This is a genomic window from Cupriavidus oxalaticus (genome assembly GCF_016894385.1).
Taxonomy (GTDB): domain Bacteria; phylum Pseudomonadota; class Gammaproteobacteria; order Burkholderiales; family Burkholderiaceae; genus Cupriavidus; species Cupriavidus oxalaticus.
This window is the reverse complement of sequence record NZ_CP069811.1, coordinates 180,445-199,528: the sequence shown is the minus strand read 5'-3', so window position 1 is coordinate 199,528 and position 19,084 is coordinate 180,445. Positions and strand designations below refer to the sequence as shown.

At 70.6% G+C, this 19,084-nt stretch carries 18 protein-coding genes; 4 read left to right on the top strand and 14 right to left on the bottom strand.

Annotation, left to right across the window (positions count from 1 at the left end):
* Window positions 1-2: 2 nt before the first annotated feature.
* From JTE92_RS00850 to JTE92_RS00790, 13 genes are all read right to left on the bottom strand, one after another.
* Window positions 3-1,709, bottom strand: a complete 1,707-nt coding sequence (locus JTE92_RS00850; RefSeq protein ID WP_063241058.1) for a TadG family pilus assembly protein — start codon at window positions 1,707-1,709, stop codon at window positions 3-5.
* The gene (locus JTE92_RS00845) at window positions 1,706-2,083 is read right to left on the bottom strand and encodes a DUF3613 domain-containing protein (RefSeq protein ID WP_063241059.1); all 378 of its coding nucleotides are present in this window, start codon (window positions 2,081-2,083) and stop codon (window positions 1,706-1,708) included. The genes JTE92_RS00850 and JTE92_RS00845 overlap by 4 nt, the downstream gene beginning before the upstream one ends.
* A complete protein-coding gene (locus tag JTE92_RS00840; RefSeq protein ID WP_063241060.1) occupies window positions 2,080-2,949 on the bottom strand; it encodes a tetratricopeptide repeat protein in 870 nt (289 codons plus the stop codon). The genes JTE92_RS00845 and JTE92_RS00840 overlap by 4 nt, the downstream gene beginning before the upstream one ends.
* Entirely contained in the window at window positions 2,946-3,995 is a 1,050-nt protein-coding gene (locus JTE92_RS00835; RefSeq protein WP_063241061.1) for a type II secretion system F family protein, read from the bottom strand. Before JTE92_RS00835 ends, JTE92_RS00840 begins: the two co-directional genes overlap by 4 nt.
* Window positions 3,996-4,070: 75 nt before the next feature.
* On the bottom strand, window positions 4,071-4,997 hold the full coding sequence (locus JTE92_RS00830; RefSeq protein WP_063241062.1) for a type II secretion system F family protein: 927 nt from the start codon (window positions 4,995-4,997) through the stop codon (window positions 4,071-4,073).
* Window positions 4,990-6,306, bottom strand: coding sequence for a TadA family conjugal transfer-associated ATPase (locus JTE92_RS00825; protein WP_063241063.1), 1,317 nt, complete (start codon window positions 6,304-6,306; stop codon window positions 4,990-4,992). The genes JTE92_RS00830 and JTE92_RS00825 overlap by 8 nt, the downstream gene beginning before the upstream one ends.
* Before the next feature lie 20 nt (window positions 6,307-6,326).
* The gene (locus JTE92_RS00820) at window positions 6,327-7,568 is read right to left on the bottom strand and encodes a CpaE/TadZ family protein (RefSeq protein ID WP_063241064.1); all 1,242 of its coding nucleotides are present in this window, start codon (window positions 7,566-7,568) and stop codon (window positions 6,327-6,329) included.
* A 35-nt stretch (window positions 7,569-7,603) separates the two neighbouring features.
* Entirely contained in the window at window positions 7,604-9,034 is a 1,431-nt protein-coding gene (locus JTE92_RS00815) for a type II and III secretion system protein family protein (protein ID WP_084254766.1), read from the bottom strand.
* Window positions 9,035-9,053: 19 nt separating this feature from the next.
* The gene (gene cpaB, locus JTE92_RS00810; protein WP_063241065.1) at window positions 9,054-10,043 is read right to left on the bottom strand and encodes a Flp pilus assembly protein CpaB; all 990 of its coding nucleotides are present in this window, start codon (window positions 10,041-10,043) and stop codon (window positions 9,054-9,056) included.
* Between the two features lie 64 nt (window positions 10,044-10,107).
* Entirely contained in the window at window positions 10,108-10,620 is a 513-nt protein-coding gene (locus JTE92_RS00805; RefSeq protein WP_084254767.1) for a TadE/TadG family type IV pilus assembly protein, read from the bottom strand.
* A 70-nt stretch (window positions 10,621-10,690) separates the two neighbouring features.
* On the bottom strand, window positions 10,691-11,221 hold the full coding sequence (locus JTE92_RS00800; protein ID WP_063241066.1) for an A24 family peptidase: 531 nt from the start codon (window positions 11,219-11,221) through the stop codon (window positions 10,691-10,693).
* A gap of 15 nt (window positions 11,222-11,236) precedes the next feature.
* A complete protein-coding gene (locus JTE92_RS00795) occupies window positions 11,237-11,419 on the bottom strand; it encodes a Flp family type IVb pilin (protein ID WP_063241067.1) in 183 nt (60 codons plus the stop codon).
* Window positions 11,420-11,792: 373 nt separating this feature from the next.
* Entirely contained in the window at window positions 11,793-12,998 is a 1,206-nt protein-coding gene (locus JTE92_RS00790; RefSeq protein ID WP_063241068.1) for a collagen-like triple helix repeat-containing protein, read from the bottom strand.
* A 765-nt stretch (window positions 12,999-13,763) separates the two neighbouring features.
* On the opposite strand from JTE92_RS00790, the gene JTE92_RS00785 reads away from it, so the two are divergent.
* Both JTE92_RS00785 and JTE92_RS00780 read left to right on the top strand, forming a co-directional pair.
* On the top strand, window positions 13,764-15,131 hold the full coding sequence (locus JTE92_RS00785; RefSeq protein ID WP_063241069.1) for a collagen-like triple helix repeat-containing protein: 1,368 nt from the start codon (window positions 13,764-13,766) through the stop codon (window positions 15,129-15,131).
* Window positions 15,132-15,310: 179 nt separating this feature from the next.
* Window positions 15,311-16,978: a ShlB/FhaC/HecB family hemolysin secretion/activation protein gene (locus tag JTE92_RS00780; protein ID WP_063241070.1), complete on the top strand. Its 1,668-nt coding sequence runs from the start codon at window positions 15,311-15,313 to the stop codon at window positions 16,976-16,978.
* Window positions 16,979-17,104: 126 nt separating this feature from the next.
* Here JTE92_RS00780 and JTE92_RS00775 read toward each other — a convergent pair whose 3' ends face one another.
* On the bottom strand, window positions 17,105-17,311 hold the full coding sequence (locus tag JTE92_RS00775) for a dodecin (RefSeq protein ID WP_029048440.1): 207 nt from the start codon (window positions 17,309-17,311) through the stop codon (window positions 17,105-17,107).
* 175 nt (window positions 17,312-17,486) lie between these two features.
* On the opposite strand from JTE92_RS00775, the gene JTE92_RS00770 reads away from it, so the two are divergent.
* Together JTE92_RS00770 and JTE92_RS00765 are read left to right on the top strand one after the other, a co-directional pair.
* Entirely contained in the window at window positions 17,487-18,182 is a 696-nt protein-coding gene (locus JTE92_RS00770) for a phospholipase D family nuclease (RefSeq protein ID WP_063241071.1), read from the top strand.
* 128 nt (window positions 18,183-18,310) lie between these two features.
* Window positions 18,311-19,021 carry a dienelactone hydrolase family protein gene (locus JTE92_RS00765; RefSeq protein WP_063241072.1) on the top strand — a complete coding sequence of 237 codons (711 nt, stop codon included), beginning with the start codon at window positions 18,311-18,313 and terminating at the stop codon, window positions 19,019-19,021.
* Window positions 19,022-19,084: the final 63 nt, after the last annotated feature.

Here is a 19,084-nt window from a genome sequence, read left to right as displayed (position 1 = left end):
GCTCAGTACACCAGTTCGGAGTTGTTGCAGTCGATGCTGTGCAGCCAGAGGTCGGCGGTGCCGAGCTGGATGCCGAGGCTGGCAAGCAGCGGCGGCACCAGCGCATCAAGGGCTGTGCCAAGAGGTACGAGCAAGGGGCCGAGGTTGAGGTTCAATGGCAGCGGGGCGCCCAGCAGTTCCGGTTTTACCTCTAATGCAAGCACCTGGGAGAAGATGCCCCCGATCGGGTCGGCGGTGCCGACTTGCTGATGGCCGCCAGGCGCCAGCGTGACTTCCCGGCCAGCCGAGCTGCGCTGCTTCGGATCATCGACGACCACGAGATCGAGCAGCGGAATCATCAGCGCAGAGGCTGTGCCGATCTTCACCTTGCCGCCCGCACATTGGGCGCTCAGGCATGCGCTCACCACGCTGGGCGTCACCTGCAGCGTCGCCCGGCGATCCGCGGGCGATGCGGCGCAGCGCAGGCTCGTCAGGTCGGCCTGCGCCTGTGCGGCGGAGAGATGCAGCGGAACGTTCAGTTGAACGCCAAGCAATGGCCCCAACGGACCGCTTGACACCTGCGCGGCCAGCGCCACCTCGACCTGCGCTGATCTTGCCGAAGTCTGCCATGTTACCGGCGCATCGCTCAGCTTGCGCGCGGGCCCTGCCGCCATGACGGGCGGCTGGATCAGCCGCAGGTTCCCGCTCAGCCCCCCCAGTCCCGCCGGCATGGCCACGTCGAGCGGCAGCGTCGCCGCCGCATCGCCTCGTGCCACCTGCGCTCCCAGCATCAGCAGCTGCGCCACATTCAGCCCCACCTCGGCCGCCGACGAGGCGGCGGGCGCCAGCACGCCCAGCTGCAGCAGCTGGTCCAGCGACACCGCCGCGCCCGCGCCGGCCGCGCCCAGCGCCGTCGGCGGGCTGCCCAGCATGGTCGTCAGCAGCACGTCGCGATTCGCCGCACCGAGCACCAGCGCGTAGTAGTCGCGCAGGCTCAGCGACGTTTTCAGCAGCTCATCGACCGTGCCGGCCTCGGCCTGCAAGCGCAACTGGTCCAGCGTCACCGTGGTATTGACCAGCCCCTGCCAGTCCACCGCGGAGAGCTGCACGGTGCTGCCCAGCAGCCAGCTCAGCATGCTGTTGGCCGTGCTGACGTCGAGCAACCCGGTTCCCAGCGAGAACGCCGCCACCGGCGGGCTGCCGCTGGCGATCGCCTCGGCACGCAGTTGCCGGCCGCTGCCGCCGCTGAGGACGAACAGGATCGGCACCGTCTGCGTGGCCTGCACACGCACGGCGTTGGGCGACACCCTGGTGGCATCGTAGGCCGCGCTGAAATGCCGCGGCCCGCCGCTGGCCGGGTCCCACACGCCCACGCACGCCGTCATGCCGTCGGCATTGCCCGCGGCGGCGTCCGCGCAGCCCAGGGCAATGCCGGACGGATAGCCATTCTGCGCGCCGATATTGCTGACGGTGGCGCGCACCGCCGTGTTCAGCCGGTCGGCGCTGGCGGCCTGCTTGAGCTGCTGCGCCGCCGACATCGCCGCCAGGTCCACCATGTTCTGCAGCTGGCGCTGGCGCATGAACACATGACCGAGGTCGATCGACACCAGCGCGGCGATCGCCACGGTGGCGATCAGCAGCGCCGCCATCACGCTGATGGCGCCGCCGGCGGCAGGCCGCGCGAGCCGCGTCCGGTGCTTGCGCCGCTTCCTCGGCGCGCGCCAGGTCATTTTCCGTTCAGCATTTGTCCGGCCGATCCGGCACGCGCGGTGCTGGCGTTGGCCTGCCCGGTGTAGAACTCCGGCAGCGCGAAGCGGAAGCTGTTCATGTAGCGCTCGTAGCCGAGCGCGGCCTGCTCGCCGTGCATCGGCAGCAGCGGGCCGGCCTGCATGCCTTCGCGCTGCACGGCCAGGATGGCGCGCGTATCGGCGCCGATCTCGCGCATGGCGGGCCGCTCCGCCGGCGTGCCGATGGTGCCGGCAGAAGCTTCAGCTGACGGCGCGGCGGGCTGTGCCTGCGCGGCCGGCGCCAGCAGCACGCACAGCGCCGCGCACAGTGCCGGCATGGCCGGCGTGGGGAAGGCAATGCGGATCATGTCGGTCATGGGCTGGCGCTCTCGGGGGCGGCCGCGGCCGGCGACCGTGCCGCGACGGCCACGGTGGCGGGGGTGCCGGAGGTGGAAGATCTGGGTACGGCGCGTACGGCCGGCGCGCGTTCGCGTGCAGCCGCGGCGCGGACCACGCGGTCCGCTTCCTTGCGCACCGCGCTGCGCGTCGCTTCCGGCATGGCGGCCTTCTGCATCATCGCGTTGGCCTGCGCGCGCTTGCCGTCGGCCATCAGCCAGACCGCGGCGTTGCTGATCACGCGCGGGTTGCGCGCATCCAGCTCCAGCGCCTGCATCACCGGCACGCGCGCGTCCTGCAAGGCGCCGGTGCGCATCAGCGCGTAGCCCAGGTCGCTGGCGATGCGGGCGTTCACCGGGTCGAGCGCGGCCGCGGCGCGCAGTTCGGTCACCGCCTGCGCAAAATCTTCCTGGCGCCCGGCCAGCAGCCCGAGCCCGTGGTGCGCATGCGCCGCCTGCACGCCCCGCGAAGTGGTGGCGAGCTGCTGGTAAGCCTCGGTGGCGGCCTGGTCCTGCCCGGTCTCGCGCAAGGCATCGGCGCGCATCGCGCGGATCCCGTCGTCGGGGTCGAAGCGCTGCACGTAAACGTCGAGATGCGCCAGCGACGCAAAATACAGCCCGTCCTGCTGCATCTTGCGGATCAGTCCCAGGTAGACCGCCTGCTCGTTGTACTCCGCGCGGGCGGTCTTGTCTCGCATCTTCGCCAGCTCCACCTGCGCCTCGGCCTGCTGCTGGATCATGGCGGCGCCGATGTCGCGCGTGGCGCAGCCCGCCAGCGCCACCGCCGCCGCAACCACGGCCATCGATCCGGAAACGCGGCCCAGGGCCAGTCCGGCTGAGCGCATCATTGCGTCCCTCCCATGTGTTCGAGCATGCGGATCACCCCGAGGAAGCCCGGGCCCGCGGTAATGATCAGCAGCACCGGCAGCAGGCTCACCACCATCACCGCGGTCATCTTGACCGTGAGCCGGCCGATCTGTTCCTTCATGCGCGCCTTGCGCGCCTCCTGCAGGCGCAGGCCGAACTGGCGCAGCGGCTCCTGCACCGCGCCGCCGTGGCGGTCCACCTGCGTCAGCAGCATGATCAGGCCTTTCAGGTCCTCGTTGTCGAACAGCCGGCTGATGCGCAACAGCGTCTGCTCGCGCGAGCGGCCCGAGGCGAACTGCTGGTTGGCGCGCGCCAGTTCCGGCCCGAGCACGCGCAGCATGCCGCCGAACTCCGCCACGATCACCTGCAGGCTCTGGTCGATCGACAGGCCCACGCCCTGCAGCAGCCGCAGCATGTCGATCAGCACCGGCAGTTCGTCGTCGACCAGGCGCAGCCGGGCCGCGGCACGCCGGCGCAGCAGTGTCTTGGGCACGAGGTAGGCCACCGCGAACACACCGAAGCCCCACGCCAGCATGACGGCGGCGCCGGCGCCGACATGCCCCAGCATCGCGGCCAGCGACAGCGCCAGCGGCAGCACCAGGCGCAGCGCGCCGAACAGCATGCGCGCCTTCAGCCCGTGCCAGCCGCATTGCTCCAGCAGTTGCTGGTCCTCGGGCGTCACCACCGCGCGCCCCAGGCGCGATTCCAGCCAGTGCGCGTCGATGCGTTCGCTCACGCGCGCGCCCAGTTGTGCGCCAAGTTGCCCCCCGATAGCCGCCGCACCGGTCCGACCCGCCGGCACCGCGGCACGCGCGGCGGCCTGGACGCCTGCGGCAGCGCTTGCATGCGGCTGCGCTGCCGCAGGCGCCTGCGCCGCTTCGGCCGCGCGCGGCCGTGCCAGCGCGGCATCGATGGTGCGCGCCGCCAGGCGCCGCTGGCGCCAGTCGCGCAACAGCGGCAGCGCCAGCACGGCCACGCCGCATGCGGCGGCTAGCAGGCTCAGCGAGATCAGTGTCAGGCGGTCCATGTGTGCGTGGTCTTGTGCGTGGTCTTGTGCGTGGTCTTGTGCGTGGTCTTGTGCGTGGTCTTGTGCTTGCGCCGCTCAGATCGACTTGGCCAGCCGGTACAGCATCAGCACGCCCGCGGCCTCCAGCCCGAGCGCGGTCAGCAGCATGGTCTTGCCGGCCGGGTCCTTCCACATCAGCATGATGTAGCCCGCATTGAGCATGAACAGGCCACCGGCCACCACCAGCGGCAGCAGCCCCAGGATCCATGCCGACAGCCGGGTCTCGGCCGACAGCGCCAGCAGCTCGCGCTGGGCCGCCTCGCGGTCGCGCATGAAGGCCGCGGTACGCTCCATCACCACGTCGGCGCGGCCGCCGTAGCGCACCGACAGGCGCAGCACGGAAGCCACCAGCACCAGTTCGTCGACCTTGTACGCGCGCCCCACCTGCAGCACCGCCTGGTCCAGCTCCTTGCCGGCGCGCTGCAGGTGCACCGCCTGCACCAGGCATTGCCGCAGCGGCGCCTCGGTATTGGCGATCGAGTTCTGGAACGCCGCCGGCACGCTGCTGCCGATGGTCATCAGCCGCACCACGCCATCGAGAAACCCCGGCAGTTGCGACAGCAGCTTCTTGTGCAGCCGGCGCACGCGGTTCCACAGCAGGCAGGCGGCGATTGCGAGCGCGACGATGCACGCCGCCGCAGCGCCCAGCCATTGCCCCGTGAGCGCGCCGATGACGGTGAACAGCGCCACTGGCGCGCCCCACAGCACGGCCGTGCGGCGCGTGGGCGCGAGGTCGGCGCGGCGCAGGAAATCGTCCCAGTGGCGGCGCAGGTCGCGCGCCGGCAACTGCAGCGCCGGGGCCGGCGCCTGGGCGTAGCGCAGCCGCACCTGCTCGGTCTGCGCGCGCAGGAACGCCTGCGACTGCTCGCGGCGCGCGCGCGCCTGCGCGCTGGCCAGCAGCAGCAGTCCCAGGCCGGTGACGACCAGCGCCACCGCGGCGAGCATCAGCATGGCGCTAGACATCGAAGCGGTCGTCCAGCAGGAAGCCCGGCCCGCGCATGCGCGCCAGCTTTGGCGAATGCGGCAGGATGCCGAGCGAGAGCCAGCGGTCGGTCTCGGTGCCGTCCGCGTTGATGGCCGGCTCGTGCCGGTACAGCTCCTGCGTCGAGACGATGTTGTCGCCCAGCCCGGTGACCTCGGTGATCGACACGATGCGGCGCTTGCCGTTGGAGAGCCGCGCGATCTGCACGATAAAGTCGATGGCGTTGGCGATCTGCCGGCGCAGGCTCGCCTCGCTGCCCTGGAAGCCGGCAAACCCGGCCAGCATCTCCAGCCGGTACAGGCATTCGCGCGGGCTGCTGGCGTGGATGGTGCCCATCGAGCCGTCGTGGCCGGTGCTCATCGCCTGCAGCATTTCGAGCACCTCGCCGCCGCGCACCTCACCCACGATGATGCGGTCGGGGCGCATGCGCAGGCTGTTGCGCAGCAGGTCGCGGATCGACACCACGCCGGTGCCCTCGAAGCCGCCGGGTCGGCTTTCCAGCCGCACCACGTGCGGGTGGTTCAGCGCCAGCTCGGCGGTATCCTCGATGGTGATGACGCGCTCGCTGGCCGGCACGAACGTGGCCAGCGCATTGAGCAGCGAGGTCTTGCCCGAGCTGGTGCCGCCGCTGACCAGGATATTGCAGCGGGCCTGCACCGCGGCCTGCAGCAGGTCGGCGATCTCGGGGCTCATGGTGCCCAGCGCCTGCAGGTCGGCCGGCGTCATCGGATCCTTGCGGAACTTGCGGATCGACACCACCGGGCCTTCCAGCGCCAGCGGCGGGATCACCACGTTGATGCGGCCGCCGTCGGGCAGGCGCGCGTCGACCATCGGGTTGGACTCGTCCAGGCGCCGGCCGATCGGCGCCAGGATGCGGCGCACGATGCGCAGCAGGTGGCCGCCGTCGGCAAAGCGCACCGGGATGCGCTCGAGCACGCCGTGGCGCGACACGTAGACGTCGAGATGCCCGTTGACGAGGATGTCTTCGACCGCGGGATCGTTGAGCAGGTCTTCGATCGGGCCGAAGCCGGCCAGCTCCTTGGTCAGCGCCTCGGCGATCTGGCGCAGCTCGGCCTCGTTGATGGGGATGCGGCGTAGCCGGGTAAAGCTTTCGAGCTCCAGGTCGACGAAGCGCTGGATCGCGGTGCGCGACCAGCGGCCGAACTCGGCGCCCAGTTCTTCGATGCGGGTCAGCAGGTGCTCGTGCGCGGCTTCCTTGATGTTGTGGAATTCCTGCGAGCCCGGGAACGGTGCGGGGGCGTGGTCGGAAAATTCGATCGCTTGCGTCATGTCGGCTTCCTGGGCTTCTCTCAGCTTCCGGTCCTGGCCACGCGCTTCGCGCGCAGCGCTTCGGGCAGTTTTTCCTTCATGCGTCCAAGCAGGCTGGTGTCCTTCGCCGCTTCGGGGCGATAGCCCAGCCGCGCCAGCAGTTCGGCCAGCGCGCGCACGTAGGGATCGTGAGGGTCGTCATCGGCCAGGACCGCGCCGCGGTTCATTGCCAGCACCAGCGCCTCGCGGCAGTCTGGCAGCGTCGCCACCGACTGCACGCCGACGCGGCGCGCGATCTGCGCGGCGTCGACGCCCAGGCGCGCATCGAAGCGCGACACCAGCAGGTGCAGGTCGTCGCGCTCCACCTCGCGCGCGCGCAGCTCGTGCACCAGCTCGGCCGCCGAGACGATGGCGCCGACGCTCTGCTCGGCGACCAGCACCACGCTGTCGGCGGCCTTGACGATCTGCGCGGTGAACTCGGCATTGCCGAAGCCACCGAGGTCGATCACCTGCATGTCGAAGAACGCGCGCAGCCGCTCCAGCAGACCGATCGTTTCGGAATACGAGATGTCGCGCAACTCGCCCAGCGCCCCCGGCAGCGGCAGCACGCAGACACCGTTGGCATGGCGCATCAGCGCGGTCTGCACAAAGACCTGGTCGAAGCGGCGCAGGTTGCGCACCGCCTCGACGAAGTGGAAGCCCGGCGCCAGGTTCAGGTACAGCGCGCCGTCGCGCGCGGGCAGGCCCAGGTCGAGCAGCAGCACCTCGGCGCGCGCGTCGGACTTCTCGCGCAGCGGCAGGTGGCGGCGCGCGGCGGCCGCCAGGTTGACCGCCAGGCTGGTCACGCCCACGCCGGGGCGCGCCCCCAGCAGCGCGACGATCTTGCCCTGGCGCACGGCCTCGGCGGGGCGCACCTGCTCGCGCGGCACCGCCAGCCGCTTGACCACGGCCTCGGCATCGGCCGGCGCGTCGCGCAGGTCGATAAAGTCCTTCACGCCCATGCGCAGCGCGGCCAGCATCACGCCGGGATCATCGGCGCGGCCGACCGCGACCAGCGGCAGGCCGGGGAAGAGCCGCAGCAACTGCTCGCCCAGGCGCGCCGAAGCGCCGGCCAGCTCGGGCGAGAAATGCAGGAACACCAGCCCGGGGCGCAACTCGCCGACGCGCTCGATAAAGGCCTCCTGGGCCCCGCCCTCCGCCACCAGCGTGCCCAGCCCGCCCAGGACCTTGCCCAGCCAGTCCCTGGCCTCGCCGTGCGTGGCATGCAACAGGAAATAATCCATCGTTCCGCCTCAACGTGTTGGGCCATGGCCGGCGGCTATTTTGAGAAGCCCGGCAACGTCGGGTCCGCGTATTCGCCCGCCATGTACCAGCCCCAGACATTGGGACTGGCGCTGGTGCGGCCGTCGCCGCCGACGGCCTGTGCCGCCGGCGCCCCCCTGGCCAGCGGCTTCACCAGGCGCGGCGTGACGACGATCATCAGCTCGCGGTCTTCCTGGTGGAAATCCAGGTTCTTGAAGAAGACGCCGATCACGGGCAGGTCGCCCAGCAGCGGCACCTTGCTGACATGGCTGACGGTGTTGCGGCTGACCAGCCCGCCGATCACGAAGCTCTCGCCGTCGCCCAGCTCCACGGTCGTGTCGGCGCGGCGCGTGACGATGGCGGGAACCACCGCACCGTTGATCGAGACGCCGCGCGACGGATCCAGGTCGCTGGCCTCCGGCGCCACCTTCAGCGCGATCCGGCTTGCCGACAGCACCGTGGGCGACACGGTCAGCCCGATGCCGAACGGCTTGAACTGGATCGTGGTAGTGCCCAGCGCCTGCGGCACCGGGATCGGGATCTCGCCGCCGGCGAGAAAGCTGGCGCTCTGGCCGGACAGCGCCACCAGGCTGGGCTCGGCCAGCACGCGTGCCAGGCCATTGGCCTCCAGCAGGCTGATGTTGGCGAAGATGCCGTTGCTCAGCGAGGCGGCCACCAGGTTGAAGGCGCTGCTCATCGGCGAAGACAGGTCGGCGCTGAAGCTGCCGGGATTGCCATTGGTGCCGGGGGTGAAGGTGAACTTGTTCAGCGTCGACGGCGAAAAGGAGCCGAAGGCAAAGCCGGAGTGGTTGCGGAAGAAGTTGATGCCGGCTTCCTTGAGCACGGTCTTGCTGACCTCGACCACCTTGACGTCGACCTGCACCGTGCCGCTGACCGGCACCGTCGAGCGGTCGATCACCAGGCCGGGCCTGCCGTCGGCCTTGCCGGCGGTGGCGGCGCGGGCCGCGGCCTGCGCGCGCGCCGCGGCGTAGGCATCGGGCGACTGCCCGCTGATCGATGCGCCCGCTGCCGAGTAGCCGACCCTGGCACCCTCCGCATCGGGGGCGATGGCATCGACCTGCACGCTGTACGTCACCGGTTCGGCGTTGCGCGTCCACACCATGACGTCGGTCACGCCAGGCTGTCTGGCGACCAGCAGCACGCTGGGCGTGCCGCGCGTGCGCAGCACCAGCGCGTCGGCGACCGCCGGGTTGCCGACCGCCACGCGCTCCACCGGCTGCGCCGTGCGGATTTCCTTCTGCGCGCCGGCCATCAGGCGCAGCTGGCGTGCCGGGGCCGGGTCCTGCAGGGCTCCGTGCGGGGCTGCCTGCGCGGCCTCCTGCGCCAGGGCACACCAGGCGGTGCCTGCCAGCATCGCGGCGAGCACCGCCTGCATCAGCCTGCGGCGCACTGCCGCGGCGGGGGACTGAATCTTGTAGGTATGCATGCGATAAGCGCCCACGTTCTTATTCGATCTCGCGCTTGCCGGCGCGAATCACCTCCACGCCGGCGCTTTCGCGCACCTCGCGCACCTCGCGGGCCTGGCGCGCGGCGGGCGGCGCGGACACCTGCAGCGGACGCGCCACCGGTGCCGCGGACGGCAACGCTGGCGGCGTGCGCGCGGCTTTGCCGCCCGCAGCGCCGGTGGCCGCCATGCCGGACAGCGCCACGCCGGCGACGGCCCTGTCAGGCGCGGTGCGCGGCGCATCGGCCGGCACGCCGGCACGCACGGCCAGTGCCGGCGGCGGCTCCACGAACATGCCTTCGCTCGGCATGGCCTGGTCGTGCGGGTTGCGCAGCGCCAGCAGCAGGCGCCCCGACTGCTGCGCCATGGCAAGCCGGCTGACCTGCTCCAGCGGTACCGACAAGACCGCGGTCCTGGCGCCTTCCTGCCGCGCCATCATCTGTTCGGGCCGGGCCGGTTGCGGCTGGTGCACCGCGGCGGCACCGTAGGACAGCACGCGCAGCCGCGACAACAGCATGCGGGCGTGGCTTTCCGGGATCTCCTGCTGGTCGCGGCGCAGCACCAGGAACACGTCGACGTAATCGCCCGGCTGCACCTGGTTGCCGACGCCGATGACCTCGTCGACCTGCACCGCCACGGCGCGCTCGCCTTCCGGCACCTGCGTCGCCAGGCCGGCCAGCAGCTGGGTCTCGAGCACCGGCACGTTGGCGCCCAGCGGCACCAGCAGCACCTGTCCGCTGACCCGCGCCACGTCGGTGTAGGCGCCGGCCGGATCGATCGGCAGCATCTCGACCTTGAGCGCGTCGGCGCCGATGGGCTTGCCGGCTTCCACGGCGCGCGTGGTGACGACGACCGGGTGCATGGGTGCCGCACCCTTTGACGCCGTCTCTGATGGCACCGGCTGGCGGCCGACCTGCCAGGCCAGCACCGCCAGCAGCAGCGCCAGGCCGAGCAACACCACCGCCACGAGTCGGATCTGCTTGCTGGTCATGCGAAGCTCCTTCGGGCGGACAGGGCTTTGAGTACCTGGGGATGCGTCATGACGTTCACCGCGCTCAGATATCGGGCGAAAGCTGGACCATGGCCGTGCCGGACAACGTCGCCGGCACCGGCACCATCGGCACGGCTGGAAGGATATTGGCGGTCGGCAGCCTGAGCGTGACCTGCACGCACAGGTCGGCGGACCCGCTTGCACACGGCACCGCCTGTGCGACGTTCGTCGGGGTGATGGCGCTGCTGATGGAGGTGGGCAGCGTGCCCAGTGCCATGGCCGAGGCCGCGCTGACGCGTGCCGCCTGCGTCGCGGCCGCACCCGTGCCGGATACCCCGGACGGATAGCGCAAGGCGGCGCGTGCCCCTTCTTCCGCCGCCAGCGTCAGCACCTGCTGCAGTGCCAGCACCATGCCGTAGTAGACGATGCCGATGACGATGGCGAGCAGCAGCGGCACCACGATCGCGAACTCGACGGCGGCGCTGCCGGCAGCTTGCCTGCGCGGGACGCATCCCGGGCGCACCGCCCCGTCGACGCCGTGGCCCCCGTTGACCCTGTTGACCCTGTGCTGCCACATCTGTCCGGTCCTTTTTCTTGTTCTCGCGCCGACCGGCGGCGCAGGCCGCGTTCCTGTCGCTGTTTCCGGGCTATCGGCCCATGGCCAGCCAGCACAGCACACCTGCTGCCAGGTACGCGGCGTACGGAATGCCCCGCGCGCAGGCAAACTGCGCTGTCGGCGCCAGTCCGTTGCCTTGTGCATGCATGCCCTGTCCGGGCGCCGGCTCGCCGTCGCCCACACGCATCCGTGCCGCGGCGCGCTGGCGGCGCGCCGCCAGCCCGCTGCCGTCCAGTGCCAGCGCAAGCAGCGCGTGCACCATGCCGAGCAGGCTGCCGACAACCCATGCCATGACCAGACCCGGAGGACCGGTGAACAGGCCCGCCACCGCCAGGAACTTGACGTCGCCGGCCGCCATGCGCCCGAGGGCGTAGACCGGCAGCGTGACGGCAAGACCCAGGCCCGCGCCGGCCAGGCGCGTGCCGATCGGCAGTTCCGCGCCCTGCCCGGCCAGCAGCGCCAGCCCGAGGGCCAGCACGGCAGCCGCCAGCATGGCGTTAGGAACGCGCCGGTAAGCGAAGTCTGTGTAGAGGGTCGCCGCGCACAGGAGCGCAGCAATCACGGGGATACCGCCGGCTCAGGATGCTGGCAGCCAGGCGAGCACACGTGTGGCAAGGTTGTTGAAACCGGCGTTGAGGTTGGTGCCGAGGGCACCGGCACCGACAGCCACGGCCAGGGCCACCAGGCCCGCGATCAGCCCATACTCGATGGCCGTCGCACCGCGCTCGTCCTTGATGAAGCGTGCAATGAGTCGTTTCATGTTGTCACTCCCGAAGTGATCAAAAAAACCGCGATCACGCTTCCCCGTTCGATTATCGCGGTACTCTGTGGCCCGCTCTTTATCGACATTTCACGCTGTGCTGCACATTTTTATAAGTCACGCAATGTCTCAAACATACCCCTCCTACGGGTGATAGGAATGACCCGAAGGGGTCATGATCCCGTGTTGCAAACGGCCTGTGCCACACTGCCCGTGCCTTGTTGAGGAACGGGCAGAATTGCCCGGAAACCGGCCTGCAGCCTGGCGCCGCGGCCCGTTGGGGCGGCGGCGCCAGGCGCAAGAAAAAGATGCGCTGCGACGGGGTGATGAGCGACAGCGCACCGTGAAAACCCTGGACCGGGGATGAGACAATTCAGCGAAGCAGGCCCCCCAGCAAGGGCAGCTGGAACCCCTTGCCATCGCTGTCGCCGCCTTTGCCGCCTTTGCCGCCATGGCCGCCACCATGGCCGCCACCTTTATCGCCGCCAGCGAGACCGCCCAGCAGACCGGTGACCGGCGCCAGCAGACCGGACGAACCGCCATGGCCATCACCGTGGCTGCCACCGAGCAGCGGCAGGCTACCCAGCAGCCCGCCGACCGGGTTGCCATCCTGTCCACCGCCATGCGCGCCACCGTGCCCGCCCAGCAGCGGCAGGTTGCCCAGCAGGCCGCCAAGCGGATTGCCGCCATGACCGTGACCGCCGTTGACCAGGCCACCGGCCGCTGCCACCGTCATGCCGGCTTCCTTGAACACACCGCCCAGCGGCGCGACCAGCGGCGCATCGCTGTGGCCGAGCAGGCTGCCGCCGCCGGCGACCGTGTAGCCGAGCTTGCGCAGCAGGCCATCGACCGGCTTGCCCAGGCCAGTGACCGCGCCCAGCTTCTGCGTGCCGTCGGTCAACTTGCTGGTAAGCGGCACGATGACCTTGCTGACGGCCCCGGTGACATTCTCGACCGGGCCTTCCGACAGCACGTGGAAAAGCTTGTGGCCGCCTTCCTTGACCACATGGCCCACTTCCTTGACCAGCTTGCCCACCGGCGTCGTCACCGGCGACAGCGGCGCGAGCTGGCCGGTACCCAGGCCATAGACCAGCTTGCCGGCGCTGATCACGGCCTCGCCACCCTCTTCGACCACGTTGCCGGTGCTGGCAACGGTGATGCCGACCGGATTGCGCACGTGGCCCATCTGGCCAAGCCCCTCATGCAGCCCGTCGCCAAGTGCGCTCACGGCGTCGCCGGTGTTGTCGACCACCCCGCCCAGCCCGTAGCGCGCCTTTCCGGGCAGCACCGGAATCGGCGCATGCCTGATGTCCTTGCCGATCTCGCTGATGGCATCGCCTGCCGCCACCACGGTATGGGCCGCACCGTGCGCCACCTCGGCGGTGGGGGTGGGCTCGCTCCCCTGCGGGCTTTTCGGTCCCGGCGTGACCTGCGCCTCGGTACCGCCGCCGCCGTTCGGACGCGGGTTGATGCCGCTGCCGCCGCCGCTCGACGAGCAGCCTGTCAACAGGGCTGCGGCGGCCACGCAAGCCGTGGCCAGGAATGTCATGGAATGCTGCGCCGGATGCTGGGTTCTCATTGCCTTGCTCCTCTGTCAGGTAGGCCGCGGCCCTGCCGTGGCCGTCGTGTCTTGGTCTGTCGCACGGATTGCCGACGAGCCTCCCCAGGGCCCCGCTTTGCCCACCGTCGCTGGGCGCACCCCTTGCAGGGCACGGCCACGCGGTGGAGCGCGGAATCGCCGGCGCGTCGGGAGCTGAATGGCAAGGCGCATGCCAGCGCGGCAAGCAGCGCTGGCGCACATTGGCGGCGAACGTGCCCCGCAAGGTTGCGCGCCTTGCCGGGCGCGGCTTGCGGGGGAGTGCCGCCCGCCTGGTCCGGTGCCTGCAGCGGTGCTGCGGCATGCGCGAACGGCGTTACGTGCTACGTAACGTGTTCCGCCTGCGCCGGAACACCGGCGTTCGCCACCGCACGCAACGGCGGCGGCGCGGCAACGGTCATGGCGGCGTGATGGAGACCCGGCCCGGTGCCCGGGAGGCAACGTCACGACCCCGTCATTTCCGGCATTCCTGTTCCCGCCAGGCGACACACGTTACGTAACGCGTAACGTCCCCAGGCCCACCCCTGCCCGCCTCACCGCGCGCTGCGCCGCTCCCCTGCATCGCCCGCAAAGGCCGGCTACGCGCGGCTTTGCGGGCCACGCACCCCGCTTTGGCGGGGTGCCCGCCGCGTCCGGCTCCGGCGCTGGCATATCCGTTGCGCCATGCAAACGTGCCGCCGCACGCAAGGACGGAAAAGGCGCTGCGCGGCCGAGCGATTGAAACGACGGGAACAGAGGGAACCAACCATGCGCAAACAACAATTCGCCGTTACGGCACTCCTGGCAACCCTGCTGGCACTGGGCGGCTGCGCCAGCGGCAGCGGCTCGACCTCGATGGGCACTTCGGGCACCAAGGGCGGCGGCAACAATGCGGGCACGAACGATACCGGTGGCCTGGGCGGCGGCACCGACCTGGCCGGCGGCAGCGGCAGCGGCAGCGGTACGGGCGGCAGCGGCGGCAACCATGGCGGCGGCCAGACCCCCGCGCTGACGCCGACCGCGGCCATCATCAACAATGCGGGCTCGGTGCTTGGCAGCGCCGGCAGCACGGTCAGCGACCTCGGCACGCAACTCGGCAGCGCCAACCTGCCCCTGGTGCCGGCGCAGACGCAAAGCGGCCTGGGCGGCGTGGTCGGCAACACCGGCGATGCCGTGGGCGCGCTGGCCGCCGGACTGCAGGGGGGCCTGGGCAGCATGCCCAACGTCTCCGACCCGGTCGGCGTCACGGTGGCAAGCACCGGCAATGTCGTCGGCGAACTCGGCGCCGCGGTGTCGAGCGCAGGCACCGCGGTCAGCGGCCTGGGCACCGGCCAGCTCGCGCCGCTGGCGCCCCTGGCCACGCCGCTGGGCGCCGTGGTCGACAAGGTCGGCGACACCGTCACCGCGACCGGTGCCAAGCTGACCACGGTGCTGTCGACCGGGCCGGTCGAGCAGGTCACCGGCCACGCCAGCAAGCTGATCGTGCCGCTCACCTCGCAACTGACCAGCACCACGCAGACACTGGGCGCGGCCACCGGGCTGGGCACCCCGACCTCCAGCCTGCTGGCCACGGTCGGCGGCGCGCTGGCCACGGCCGGCACCAGGCTGCAACAAACCAATACGCCGGTGGTCTCTGGCCTGGGCGGCAGCGTCAATGCCGCGGGCACCACCGTGGCATCGCTGGGCGGCGCGGTGAACGGCCCGGCCACCGGCGGCGGGCTGGGCGCGCTGAGCCCGGCGCTGGCACCGGTGACGGGGCTGGTCAGCGGCGTCACCGGCGCGACCGGGGGCAACGCCGGCTCGCCGCTGGCTCCTGTCACCGGGCTCGTCAGCGGGCTGAGCGGCGGGCTGACCGCCACCGGCGGCGGCACGCCGCTGGCGCCGGTCACCACCGCGGTCGGAGGTGTGGCCAATGGCGTGGTCGGCGGGCTCGGCGGTGTTGCCACGACCGCCGGCTCCGGCACCACCGCCGGACCGCTGGCGCCCGTCACCAATGTCGTCGCCGGCCTCACCGGTGGCACCACGTCCACCTCCGGCGGCGGCACCAGCAAGGGCTCCACCACCGCCACCGGGCCGGTCGGCGGCCTGGTTGGCGGCTTGCTGGGTGGCCTGACCGGCGCGCTCGGCAGCAAGTAATACCGCGCAGGCCAGTTGTCCGCGCCCCGCGCGCGGCAACTGCATGATGCGATTCAGCGTAGCGGTCACGCGCTCATCCGCGACAGCGGGTACGAGCACGCGCCGGGGGTAGCGGCAATCCCCGGCGCCAGTGGCACGCGACGCCATATAGCCGCAAGCATTCTTACAGGGGTATTGCCATGCGTGCACGTCATCGCGTTGCCGCGCTGCTGGTCGGCGTCGGCGCGTTCCATCATGGCCTGGTCCAGGCCGATCCCCGCAGCCCGATCCAGGGCGACCCGACCCTGACCCTCCCGAAGATCGCGCCGGCCCGTCCGGACAGCAGCGTGACCGTGCAGGTCGAGCGCCCGCAGTCAGCGCTGCAGGAACTGCTGGAAGCGCGCCTGACACCGCGGCGCTTCCGCATCGAGGGCGTGAAGACGCTGCCGTTCGCCGAGGTGGCCGCGCAGTTCTCGCCGCTGGCAAACCGCGAGATCACGGTCGCGCAGCTGCTCGAGGCGGCCAACACGGTGACGAAGATGTACAAGGACCAGGGCTACCCGCTGTCGTTCGCCTTCGTGCCGGCGCAGGACTTCGCCAACGGCGACGTGCTGGTCACGGTGGTGGAAGGCTACGTGGCGCGCGTCACGGTGACCGGCAAGGCCGGCCCGGTGGAAGGCCGCCTGCGCGCCATCGGCGAGAAGCTGCAGCAGGACCGCCCGCTGCGCCAGGAGACCTTCGAGCACTACGTCAACGTGCTGGCGCTGCAGCCGGGCATGCAGGTGGCCGCGACGGTGCAGCCGCCGACCACCACCGACGGCGCCAGCGAGATGGTGCTCGATGTCAGGCGCAAGCCGGTCACCGTCGGCACCGGCATCGAATACATGTCGCCCGGCCTGCGCGCGATCGCCACCGCAACCACCAACGGCCTGACGCCGCTGGGCGAGCAGGTGTCGGTGTCGGCGCTGTTCCCCAAGGGCCGCGACAACGAGGAGTACTACGCAGCCAGCTACGCGCAGCCGCTGGGCACCGAAGGCATGATCGCGCGCATCAATGCCTCGCACTACCGCGGCGTGCCGCAGAACGCGACGCTGCCGGGGATCGGCTTCAACCAGCGCTACATCAACGACACCAAGCGCATCGGCGGCTCGCTGAGCTATCCGCTGCTGCTGAGCAACGCCCATTCGCTGACGCTGACCGGCGGCTTCTATGGCGCCGACCAGTTCGAGCGCTACACCCACACCGCGACCGGCACCAGGGTCACGCTCGGCACCAACGTGCGCGTGGGCACCGCCGAGCTGACCTATGCGCAGCGCGGCGAAGGCGTGACCCGCAACGCCACGCTGGGGCTGTACAAGGGTTTCGATGCGCTGGGCGCCAGCCGCGAGAACAACGTCAACGACCTGAACTTCTTCCGCACGCGGCTGCTGCTGTCGCAAGCCCTGGACCTGCCCGCGCGCTTCGGCCTGACGCTGTCCGCGGCCGGCCAGTACAGCGGCAACAAACTGGCTTCGGGCGAGCAGATCAGCTTCGGCGGGCGCTTCTTCGGGCTCGGCTATCCCGCCGGCGAAGTGGCGGGTGACAAGGGGTGGGGCGCGTCGGCCGAGATCAGCCGGCTGTTCCTGCCGGACATGGCCTATCTGCGCACGATCCAGCCCTATGTGCTGGCCGACGTGGCGCGGGTGTTCTCCAACAGCGTTTCGCTGTCGCACCGCAAGCTGTCCTCGGTGGCACTCGGCGCGCGCTTCTCGGACCGGCGCTTCTACACGCTCGACCTGTCGGTGGCGCAGCCGGTCGGCGACATGCCGACCAACGCCAGGCATCGCTCGCCGCGGATCAACGCCACCTATTCCTACCAGCTCGACTAGGACGCACCGGGTCGTCTTCCAGGTTTCCCTGCACCCGGCCGGCGGCGGTATTGCGCCGGCCGTCTTTTTTCAAGCTGGCAGTCCAGGCAGGAACGACACGCGGCGCAAACAGCGGGCGCACCAGGCTCAGGTCACGCGGAAGCCGACCTTCAGCGTGACCTGGAAATGCGCGATCTTGCCGTTCTCGATATGGCCGCGCGTTTCCACCACTTCGAACCAGTCGATGTTCTTGATGGTTTCGCCAGCCTTGGCGATGGCGCTGCGGATGGCCGCATCGCAGCCATCCGGCGAAGACCCGACGATTTCGACCAGCTTGTAGGTATGGTTCGACATGTCCCTCTCCTTGCGGGCGGCCCGCGGGGTTCCATCCATCATAGGCGCCATGCGCCGATAGTCCCAAGGCCGGGGCCGCCGGCTCAGATCGTGTTACACATCGCCCTTTGCCAGTGGCGTATGCGGCTGCTACGCTGCGGTCCCGCGCACCACAGCCCCCGCCCCGGCTTACCGAATGTTCCGCCGTACCTTATTGGGCCTCGCCCTCGCCGCCGCCGTATCCGCCTTCACCTCGTTCAGTCCCTTCGCCCTGATCGCGCATGCGCGTTCCGCGTCCGGCTTCGACCAGGTCACCGAATCCATCGCCAACAGCATCAGCGACACCTTCAACGAAGCGGTGGCCAGGCACCTGCCCTCGCGCGCCGGCAAGCCGGTGCAGCCGCCCGAGGCCAGCCCCGCGCCAGGCAAGGCGTTCGCGCAGGGCAGCGGCTACACGCTGTGCTTCGTGCCCGACGGTGCCAGCTGCCAGGCGCTGCTCATCAATGCGATCCGCAGCACGCGCCGGCAGCTGCTGATCCAGGCTTACTCGTTCACCAGCGCGCCGATCGCCGAGGCCGTGGCGCAGGCGCACCGGCGCGGCGTGGACGTGCGCGTGATCCTGGACAAGAGCCAGCAATCGGAGCGCTATACCAGCGCGACGTACCTCAAGCACGCGGGCGTGCCGGTGGTGATCGACAACAAGCCCGCGATCGCGCACAACAAGGTGATGGTGTTCGACGACCAGGCGGTGTTCACCGGCTCGTTCAACTTCACCAAGTCGGCGCAGGAGCGCAACGCCGAGAACGGCATGCTGATCCGCGGCGATGCGGCGGTGGTGAAGGCCTATACCGACAACTGGCACAAGCGCTACCGGCAATCGCGCGCGTATTGAGGCGCTTGCCGCCCGGCAAGCGACAGCGCCGGCACGATGGCGCGCGCGGTGGCAAACTTGCGGCTGGCGCGCGGCACGCGCCGCGCATTCCACCTACCCGTAGCGAGCCATTCCGGAGAGCCTTTGCCATGACAGCCATTCCCGACAGCCAATGGATCCGCGTCGACAGCGACGCGGGCAGCTTCGACGCCTACCTCAGCCTGCCGCCGGCGGGCGTCCGGCCCGGCGCCCCCGGCATCGTGCTGCTGCAGGAAATCTTCGGCGTGAACGAACACATCCGCGCGGTGGCTGACCAGTACGCCGCGGACGGCTATGCCGTGCTGGCGCCCGACGTGTTCTGGCGCGAGGCGCCGCGCGTCGAGCTGGGCTATGCCGGCGACGACATGAAACGAGCGTTGGCGTTGCTGAATTCCGTCGATATCGAAGCCACGCTCGGCGACATCGCCGCCACCGTGCAGGCGCTGCGCCAACACACCGGGGCCGGCAAGGTCGCCGCGGTGGGCTACTGCTTCGGCGGGCTGCTGACGTACCTGAGCGCGGCGCGCGGGCTGGTCGACGCGGCGGTGCCGTACTACGGCGGCGGTATCCAGAACCGGCTGCAGGAAGCGGCGAACATCCGCGTGCCGGTGCAGTTCCACTACGGCGCCCTTGACGCGCACATCCCGCCCGCAGCGGTGCAAAGCGTGCGCGATGCGGTGGCCGGCAAACCCGGCACCGAGATCCACGTCTACGACAACGCCGACCACGGCTTCAACTGCTGGGCGCGGGCCTCGTACCACCAGCCCAGTGCCGCGCTGGCACACGGGCGCGCGCTTGCCTTCCTGGCACAGGCGCTGTAATCGCCCCGGGCGCGCCGCGCGCCAATACCGCCCGTCTTTCGCGCGGCGGGAATGACGGCAAGG